Annotated in this window: 7 protein-coding genes; all 7 read right to left on the bottom strand. The window is 71.0% G+C overall.

Features of this window, described 5'->3' with window-relative positions; genetic code table 11:
- Window positions 1-39: 39 nt before the first annotated feature.
- The gene (locus M0638_RS27360; RefSeq protein WP_248670124.1) at window positions 40-2,184 is read right to left on the bottom strand and encodes a hypothetical protein; all 2,145 of its coding nucleotides are present in this window, start codon (window positions 2,182-2,184) and stop codon (window positions 40-42) included.
- Window position 2,185: 1 nt separating this feature from the next.
- A complete protein-coding gene (locus tag M0638_RS27355; RefSeq protein WP_248670123.1) occupies window positions 2,186-4,552 on the bottom strand; it encodes a D-alanyl-D-alanine carboxypeptidase family protein in 2,367 nt (788 codons plus the stop codon).
- A gap of 198 nt (window positions 4,553-4,750) precedes the next feature.
- Entirely contained in the window at window positions 4,751-6,271 is a 1,521-nt protein-coding gene (locus M0638_RS27350; RefSeq protein ID WP_248670122.1) for a caspase family protein, read from the bottom strand.
- Window positions 6,165-7,352: a WD40 repeat domain-containing protein gene (locus tag M0638_RS27345; protein WP_248670121.1), complete on the bottom strand. Its 1,188-nt coding sequence runs from the start codon at window positions 7,350-7,352 to the stop codon at window positions 6,165-6,167. Before M0638_RS27345 ends, M0638_RS27350 begins: the two co-directional genes overlap by 107 nt.
- Window positions 7,316-7,861: a hypothetical protein gene (locus tag M0638_RS27340; RefSeq protein WP_248670120.1), complete on the bottom strand. Its 546-nt coding sequence runs from the start codon at window positions 7,859-7,861 to the stop codon at window positions 7,316-7,318. Before M0638_RS27340 ends, M0638_RS27345 begins: the two co-directional genes overlap by 37 nt.
- Window positions 7,862-8,019: 158 nt before the next feature.
- Window positions 8,020-8,352, bottom strand: a complete 333-nt coding sequence (locus M0638_RS27335; RefSeq protein ID WP_248670119.1) for an HGGxSTG domain-containing protein — start codon at window positions 8,350-8,352, stop codon at window positions 8,020-8,022.
- Complete coding sequence (locus tag M0638_RS27330) at window positions 8,349-9,113, bottom strand: hypothetical protein (RefSeq protein ID WP_248670118.1); 765 nt, start codon at window positions 9,111-9,113, stop codon at window positions 8,349-8,351. The genes M0638_RS27335 and M0638_RS27330 overlap by 4 nt, the downstream gene beginning before the upstream one ends.
- Between the last annotated feature and the right edge of the window lie 344 nt (window positions 9,114-9,457).

The following is a 9,457-nucleotide window of genomic DNA, read 5'->3' as shown; positions in this document are numbered from 1 at the left end:
CCGTTTCGGAACCCCGATTCCGATCAAACGCAGCATGCTCTAGCGGCCGGGCTGCGGCCGCTCCTCGCCCGCGACCCGCGCCCGGTTGCCCGACAGCAGCAGCCGCACCATCAGCTCCCGCCGCGCCTGCGGGTCGATCCCGGCCAGCCGCCGCAGCCGGTCGAGCCCGGCCGGGCCGGCGATCAGCATCTCGGCCAGCGCCTCGGTGTTGGTGTTGCGCCGCCAGTCCTCCAGCATCCGCGGCACTGCCTGGAACGGGTTCGACGCCAGCCGCCCCGCCGCCTGCACCCCGCCGAGACCGGCCGCCTCCTGCTGCGCCAGCCGCGGTGCCGTCTGGCTGCCCCGCGTCGGCGCGTAGCCTTGCGCCCCGAACACCTGCAGCAGCCGCTGCGTGTCGTCCGCCAGCGGCCCGGCGCCGGGCAGCGCCCGCATCGCCGCGTCCAGCGTGTCGCCCTGCCGCTCCGTGCGCAGCAGCTGCGCCGCCAGCGCCGCGCCCATCCGGTCGGTCGGGCCGGCCCGTGTCCGGCGCTGCGCCTCGTCCAGCCGCGCCGCCAGCTCCGTCCCCAGCAGCCCGCGCACGCTCCGGTTCGCGTCTAGGTCCACGCGGTTCCGGGTCGGCGTCGCACCCGAGAGCCGCCCCACCGCGTCGGACGCCATCTCCGGCGTGGTCGGCACGGCGCCCGCCATCGGCGCTTGCGGGAACAGCAGCGCCCGCTGCGCGGCGGCGTCGCCGGTCTCGGCCACCCGCCCGACCAGCCCCTGCTCGACCGGCTCCACCATCTCGCGCGTCAGCCGCCGGAACTCGGCGTCGGCCTGCGCGAACTCCGGCACCAGCCGGTGCAGCCGGCCCGTCAGCCGGTCCAGCTCGCCGCCCACCATGGCACCCACCCGCCGGTCGAGGATCGGCTGCCCGGCCTGTGCCTGCGCCGCCGTCATCTCGCGGATCTCGCGCCGCACGTCCTGCAACGCCTCGAAGTCGCCGCGCCCCTGCGCCAGCCGGTCGCGCAGGCGGGTGACGGCCGGGCCCAGCGCCGGGTTCTGCGCCGCCATGTTGTCCAGCCGGCCCAGCGACAGCGACAGCTCGTTGTCCACGCTGCGGGCAACCTGCGGGTTGTTCGTCACCGCGTCGGCCGCCGCGTCGTAGAGCGGCCGCACCTGTGCCGAGCGTGCCCGCCGTACCGCCGCCACCTCGCGGCCCGCCTCGGCCTGGATGCGGCCGGGGATCATGGCGCCGTCCATGCCCTGCGGCAGCAGCGGCGCCACCAGCCCTTCCGCCGCCGCCCGCGCCCCGGCCTCGCGGGTGTTCAGGAACGGGTCCATCACCGCCTGCCCGCCGCGGCTCGTCTGCGCCAGGTCCTGCGCGGCGTGCAGCTCGCGGATCGGCCGGCCCGCCGCCTGCTGCGCCGCCTCGGCCACCGTGATCGGGCTGCCGGCCCGCTCGGCGTCGGCCAGCAGCTGTCGCGCCCGGGCGATCTGCGGCGGCGTCAGCCCTTCCAGCCCCCGGGCCGCGTCACGCAGCGGGCTGCCCGTCAGCAGCGCCCTGGCCCCGCCCGCCGCGGTGGGGGCGAGGGCGCCCGCGACCCGGGCCACCGCCTGCCCCGTCTCCCCTAGCCCGCTCGCCTGGGCCGCCTGCCCCGCCCCCTCCGACAGCAGGCCCGCCACGGCACCGCCGGCCACGTTACGCGTGAGGGCCGGCACGCTGCCGCCGACCGCGCTGCCGACCCCGAACCGCACCGCCTCGGCGCCGAGCCGCCCCAGCCGCGTCTGCGGCTCGACCGGCGTGATATGCGCCGTCTCCAGCATCCGATCCGCCACCCGCTCCGAGGTGGGCAGCGCACGGTCCAGGGCGCCGCGCCCGGCCAGCGCGCCGCGCACCCGCTCCATCTGCTCGGGCGTGAGCACCTGCCGCAGCGCCCAGTCGGTGGCGGCGTCGAGGCCGCGCGAGAAGGTCTGCGGCATCGTCACCAGATCGGCGATGCCGCGCGTGGCGGCGGTCGGCAGCCAGCCGGCGCCGTTGCCCTGATCCGCCGGCGGCGCGGCGGCCATGCGCCCCACCTCCTCCAGCGAGAACTCGCGCGGGGCGCCGATGGCAGCCCCGGCGCCGCCGGCAGCCTGCCCCGGGGGAGACGCGGGCGCGGCGCCGGTCATCGCCGCCACGTCCTCCAGGCTGAACTCGCGGGGCATCTCAGCGCACCTCGATGAAGGTCTGCCGGTCGGCGTCGAACCGGGCGCGGGCGCCGTTCGGCAGGGTGTACACCTCGCCACCCCGGAGGCGGCCGGCGTCCGGCACGCTGCGCCCGCCCTGCTGCATCATCGGCAGCGGCGGCGGTCCGGGCTCGGCCGTGCCGCGACCGCCCGGACCGAACCCGCCGGAGGCACCGGCTGCGGCGCCCGGACCGGCGCCCCCGCCACCCGATGCCTGCCCGCCGATCAGCGGCGCGATCACGTCCCGGGCCACGAGCTGCGGCAGGCGCTCGTTCTGGAAGCGCCGGAAGCTCGCCGCGTCGGCGCCGTTGTCGCGCTGCCAGGCCCGCCAGGCCTCGCCGATCTCGGCCTGCCGCTGCGAGGTCGCCCGCAGCACCGCGACCATCGCCCGGTTGCCGGCCGGGCTGTTGCCGAGCCCCGGCAGCGTGCGCTCCAGCGCCTCGCGGTCGGCGTTGCTGAAGTTGTTCGCCGGGATGCCGCCCGGCCCGATCATGCCCTGCAGGATCTGCCCCGACAGCGCCTGCACCACCTCGGCCGAGGCCGTGGCGTTGCGATCGAGGCCCATGCCCGCCAGCGTCTCGTCGGGGATGCCGAGCCGCTGCGCCAGCTGCCCGACGCGCATCTGCGTCGCCGCCCCCGGGCCGGTGCTCAGGTTGCCCAGCGCCCGCTCCAGCATGTTCAGGCGGCTGATGTTCTGCCCCGCACTCGCCGAGGCCGCTTCCAGCTCGTCCACCGCGCGGGCGGCGGAGCGGCCGCGCTCCTGCGAATAGACCGTCTCGCCGCGCTGGGTGTTGTCGATCACCGTGCGCCGATCGACCGGCGAGCCGAGGCGCCGGATCGGCTGCCCGGTGCGGTCATCGATCAGGAAGATGCCCTCGGCCGTCTCGTGCACGCTGGTGTGCGGGTTCGCGCCCGGTCCGAGGTTGCGGACCACGCTGCCGGTGCGCTGGTCGATCAGCGCCTGCCCGTTCGCCGTGTCGATCACCTGCGTGTGCGGCGAGCGGTTGGCGTAGGCCGACAGCGGCGCCGCCATGGCGCGGATCCGCTCGTTCGGCGACATCCCCGCCGCCAGCGCCGCCCGGGCCGCCATCTCGGGGTCGAGCTGGGCCACCAGGGCCTGCGCGCGGGTGTCCGCGGCCGGGGCCCCGCCGGGCATCAGCTGCTGCGCCAGGCGCTGCTGCATCGTCGGCGCGGGCTGCGGCATGGGCATCCCGTCTGCCGCCGGCGGCGCATCGGTCGCCGCCGACAGGCTTGCCATCTGCTGACGCTGCCCGCCGCCCGGCGCCTGTCCGGCCGGTGCCGCGCCCCGGAACTGCCAGTGCCAGGGCTCGCGCGGGATGGTCTCGAAGCCGAAGCGGCCGCCGTTCTGCTGGAGCCACGCCTGCGCCTGCTGCGGCAGTGGCATGATACGCCCGTCCGGGCCGACCACGCCGAGATCCAGCGCCTCGCCCAGCCCGTGCCGGCTGGTGCCCGGCGCCGCGGCGTACCCGCCCTGGCTGTACAGCCCCTTGCGCCGGGCGAGGGCCTGCTGCTGGGCGAGCGTGCGGTAGCTGTCGGTCGGCGCGATGTTGAACCCGGCCTCGCGCGCCGCCGCGATCATCTGCTGGTAGGCCGTGGCCGCCGGCGCCGTGAGCCGGTGCGGGCCGCCGATGGAGACGAGCGAGGCCGGGTCCAGCTCGCCGTTGCGCGGCGTGGCGCCGGCGGCCGGCGCCGCCCCCTCGGGCGTCTGGCCGAGCAGCGGGTTGCCGGCGCCCGGCTGCACGGGTGGCGCGCCTGGCAGCGGGCCGGCCAAGGGATTGCCGCCGGCGGCGCCCGGCAGCGGCCCGCCGATGCCGGCGAGCGGGATGGCGGGCGCGGTGTCCGACGAGCCCGGGTTCGGCGTGTTGATCGCCTGGTGTGTCTCCGGGCGGATCGAACCCGGCATCCCACCGGGGCCCGGCACCGAAGCGGTGCCGCCACTGTGGGTCTGCAGCGGCACCGGCGCGCCGCCGGCGGGACCGCTGTTCATGCCCGCATCGGCACCACCGCCGAAGCCCAGCCGGCCCATGAACTGCTGCGCCTCGGCGCGGTCCTGCGCCTCGCGCTTCTGCGCCTGGCGCAGCATGTCGCGCATCTCGTCGCGGTCGGCGTCCTGCTGCCGCGCCGCCTCGGCCCCGGTGTAGCCGGCATATCCGCCGGTCAGCAGGCCGCTCAGGATCGCGAGGTTGCCGCTGCGGGCATCCGGCCCCGGCTGCGGCTGGTTCTGCAGCAGCCGCTGCGCCAGCGCCGCGCGCCGGTCCACGATGCCGCCTTGCGAGGGGTTGAGCAGTCGGGCGGCCATGAGCTGCCGCGAGAAATCGTCCGCCATCGGGCGCGCGTCTCCAGTGTCGGGTGTGGTGGCACCGTCACCAGATCGCTTGACCGTCAGCCCGGCATCGCCGCGGCGGTTTGGCGCCTGAAGTGGGTAGGCCGTCAGGAAATCCGTTGGCACAGCATAGCAATTTCTGACCGCGCCGCCACCATGGAATGCTTCCTGTCAAGAAAAATCTGCCGTATCTACGCCGGGTCACCTCGCCGCGAACAACGTACCGTCGAAGCGGAGTTCCATAGCTGGCTTCTGCGCATCGCCGGTCAAGGCGCGAACACGCCGGTCAATATAGGCCGCGAGTTCCGTCGCACTGATCAACCCATCATGGTTGCCGTCCGCTCCGCTGAGCGCCTCAAGAAAGGCCGCCGTGAAGGCGCCGTGCTGCCAGGCGGGGCTTTCGCGCGAGGTCTGCGAGGCGGAAGAGGAGGTCAGCACGCTGATATTGGCGGCGGCGAGTGCTGTACTAAGGATGCTAGATGGCACCTCCCGCGCTTGCCCGTCCAACGATGCGCCACCAGAGTAGCAAGCATCGAGTAGTACCAGCACACGACCGCGCTCGGCGATGCGCATAAGCTCCGCCCGAAAGGCAGCCATCGGCAGTGCACTGTCCTTCAATGCAACGGCATCGCCCACCTGCACGTCGTGGGGCAGCAGGTAAAGCTCACCATCAACCATGGCTCCGTGACCGGAAAAGTGCACTATGGCGAGATCATCCGCGCCCGTTATCGCACCTCGCAAGGTGTCCAGTCCTCGGCGGATCGCGGTACGACTGGCGTCCTCATCGGCAAGGTACTGCCGGCTACCAGTAACCCACAGCCCTCCCTGCGTGCTAGCGAGCGCCGAGGCCACGTCGCGCGCGTCCTGTTGAGCGAAATTCAGGCGCAGATGCACTGCGTCGTACCGACTGACACCAACAGCCATCAGATGCAGCTTCACGCCAGGTGGAAGGCGGCTGTTAGTCAGCAACCGTACCGTTTCGCGCTGCTCAGCGAGGATGGCGAGGCCGATGGCGCGCGGCGTTTCCATCTCCTGCAATACCAACTTGATCGCCTCTGGCCGGTAGAAGCCTGGAATATCGGCTACGGCGTACTCCCGGGCCGGCTGCCAGTTGGGCTGATTGACATGCCAGCGCAGCACACCATGCGCACCAGGGCTCGCAGCATAGAAGCCTTCCGGTGTCCAGGCGACCCAGTCACGACGGTTCTGCAGCGGCATAAAAGTCAAAATTTCCCGGCCATCATCCATCCGGTGCCATCGGATGGTGCCGTCGCCGCAGGCAGCGACTACAAGGCGACCATCACCAGTTACGTTCACCGCCCAGATAGCGCCGGGCACAGGCCAGCGCCAAAGCGAGGTACCGCGCGCATCAAATGCGCGCAGTGACAAACCAGTGCCGAGGACGAACCGGTCACCCGCAGGGTTCAAGGCAAGGCAATGTGACTTCTCGAAACCCTCGAGCGATAGGGGCATGCCATTCAGAGTAGGAGCTTGGGTTTCGTTCCATCCTTCGATAGATAATCCCTGCTGGCGGGGTAGCGCAGTGTTTGAATCAGGCTTGAAATTAGGCTCTAGCGATAAGCGATCTAGGTCAAAGCGTGCTGGATTGTTGCCGTTAAGCGCGTAGCCGAATTCGACAACACTGCCACTGGTTGAGACGCGAAGGGTAGATTCTTGGTCGCGGAAGTCGGCTAGGATTCCAGTCCAAGTCCAAGGCGGCATGGCCGTCTGCCGTAAGGCGGGCGAGAAAGGGATCCAGTGACGCCACTAGCAAGTTTTCATTCGGCAGCGGCACCAAGCTTATAACCGTATTCAGCCCCGCCGGCAGGTGACGTGGCTCAGCGCGCCATCCCGCCGCCCAGGCAAGGACAGGAACCATGCCCATGTCGTTCTCGAAGTTCCCGCCCGCCAGCAGCGTTCCGTCTGTTGCCCAGGCGACAGTACTAATGTCCCCGTTGTCAATGCCCTTGCTCTCCACCGTATGCAGGAGCGCTAGGCTTTGCCCATCTAGTATGTCGACGCGGGTATTGTCGTCATAGCCGATAGCAAGGCAAGCACCATCAGCGCGGAAGGCGATGCCGTAAGGGTGAGCGCCGCCCGGGGCGCGCTGACGTAGCGGCGGCAGGTTGAAGCTGGGACGGTATAAGCGGATTAGGCCATCAAAGCTGACCGTGGCGAGGCTGCCATCCGGAGCAAAGGCGGCGCCATAACTATCATTGTCGTATTCAGTGTCCCGCACCACCTCGGCCCAATCTTGGTTGCTGTCGAAGACGCGCAAACCGCGTTTGTTACTCAGCATCGCTGCCAGGAACCGCCCGTCATGCGAGAAGGTGAGATGCAATACGCTTTCAGACAGATCGCCGATCTGATGTCGCAGTGCGCCGGTCGTGGCTTCGTAGAGAAAAATGCTTTCCTGCATACCACGTGGTGTAGTCCACCCGCCAACCGCGATTACTATCCCTGCTGGGTCGATAGCAACTGCGAGAGGCCGACCAACTTGACCCGGGCCTGCAGGCAATCGAATAGTGCGCAGCAGCGTGCCATCCGTCACTGACCAAACTCGCACCGTTTTGTCATAGGAGGCAGTGACCGCCAGCCGTCCCGCCGCATCCGCATCGGCACGTTTGATCGCTCCTGTGTGCTGGCCGGGATCTACCACCAGCACTGGTCGGTCGTAGAAGCCTATCGGCAGGTCATGCCCGAGCACAGACGCTGTGTCAGCTAACTGAGCCGCTGCTTGTGTTTTGACTATTGGGGCAAGTGCACTCAGCGCGAGCGTGGCGCGCCGGGAAATTCGGGCCATCGTGTTGCCTCCAACTGGGTGCGGATCGTCTCGCGGCGTAGCCGGTCGTCGTCCCGATGCATCTCCCAAAGCTTCACCACCGCCTCGAGAACCGGCTTCACCACGGCGCCGAGCACGTCGCTCAACGGGTTCCGCTGCCCAGGCGGCACAGGTGGCAGGCGAGTAGCGACCTGCTCGCAGAAGTGCCGCCGCCCTTCTACGCCCGCTGTCATGCGCCGCTCCAGCTCTGCCAAGGCAACCGGCTCGCGGCTTTCAGCCAAAGCCACAGCAAGACCAGCGATGACGCCATCCACTTCCGCCTTCGCAGCACCGTACCCGCGCACCAGCGGGTCGGACGCGGTAAGGCGGAGCGCGCGGGCTTGCTCGACGCACGTTGCCGCCCGCGTGCGTTCGGCGGCGAGGCGGGCGATCGCGTCTGACCAGGTGATAGGGGGCGATTGGGCCAGCGCCGTCGCGCTGAGCGCGAACACCGCCATCACCACACCGGCGGCCGTCCTGATCAGGGTCACGTGCCGCTCCCTCCGCCTGCTGCCACGCCTCTCCAGGTCGGACGGCATGTGTCGGTTACGAAATCATGTTCGGGCAATCGCCGTCTACGGTGCCTTCCCTGCTGTGGCACTCACGCCCTTCACGCCTGCGAGTGCGGCGTCGGGAGATGCCGCAGCGCTTAATCTCCACCGCCCGCCAGCATCTTCTCCAGCTCCCGCAGCGTCGCCCGCGCCTCGCCGCGCAGCTTTGCCTGCGCCCGCGCCTTCGCGTCCCGCGCACCATGCTTGCGCGGCGCCGAGCGGCAACGCTCAAGGCCGGCCGCCGTGCGGGCGCCGGTGCTCTTGCCGCCGTGCATTCGGCACCGGCCGTTGCGCATGCCGGGCCCGAGGCAGGCATGCCCGTCGCGGCAGCGGGCGCCACATCGAGGGGCGGCATGGGCAGCAGCCATCGGATCCGTGGCCGCAGCCTCGCTTTTCGTCACGACAGGCAGCGCATCGGGTCCTTCGCTCAACGCCCCGAGGCCCCCCTCCCCTGCTGCACATCGCCGGCGATCACCACGGCCTGCCCACCCTCAGCCACGTGAGTATGGACGTGCCGGACCACGACCTCCTGCCGGCCGCCGTTCTTGACCCGGTCGAGGGTATGCAGGCCCCTGGCATAGGCCTCGGTCAGCCGCCCCACCACGTTCGCGGTCTTGGCCGCCTCGGCGAGTGCCTTCGGGTGGAGGTGCCCGGCGCTCCGATCCCGGGCCATATCGCGCACCGCCGCGGCGGACAGTTCCATCGTGAGACGGTGCACCGCCGTCAGCATGTGGGCGAGGCCCTTCTGCAGCGGCGTGTCGGCCTCCGCTCCAGCCTGCACCGCCTCAGCCAGAACCCCGACCTGATGGGCGAGCTGCAGCCGGCTGCGGCTGGCCTCGGCGTCGAGGGCGGCCGGCGCGTCGCGCACCGCCATGGACACCATCCGGTCCGGCCAGCGGTCGTCCGGGCTGATCGGAACCGCCACCTCGCCGCCATTGCCGACCGCCAGGGCATCGTGGCCGCGCTGGAGTACGGCGGCGGCGGCCTCCAGCCCGGCGGCCTCGGCGGCGAGTTGGGCCAGCCAGAGCGGATCGGCGCCGGCGGAAGCGGCGATGGTGGCCCGCTTGTTCGCCGCCTCGACGGCGAGGATCTCCGCTTCCGCGGCGGAAAGGGGCGGAGGGACTGGCGACGCGGGGTTGTCGGGCATGGGCGGCTCGGTCTCCGGCTGCTCGGGCACGGCATCGTCGGTCACGTCGGGCATCCAGCGATCGCATTTGTGCGCAGCGGGTCCGCGACACGAAGATGGCGGCGCCTCTGCAAATTACCCGATGGAGACTGGAAGATGCACGAGCAAAGGCGCCTGGGGGGGTGGTCTCGGCGTCGCCGAGCGATCGTTGCATACGTGCTAGCGGTTCCGACCGGGTCCGACCATGGTTCCGGCGGGTCCGACCATACAAGCTATTGATATTGGCTCGTTCCCGACCGGTTCCGACGGTTCCGACCGGAAATCGACACACCCTGGGTGAAAACGCGTGTTCGGTGCGCGGCGCGAAGGGGCAGCGGGGCTCTGGCCGAGGCGGTTGGAGGCTGTTTTCA

It is taken from the genome of Roseomonas acroporae, from assembly GCF_023223525.1.
GTDB classification, from domain to species: domain Bacteria; phylum Pseudomonadota; class Alphaproteobacteria; order Acetobacterales; family Acetobacteraceae; genus Roseomonas_E; species Roseomonas_E acroporae.
This window is presented reverse-complemented; position numbering and strand designations above follow the sequence as displayed.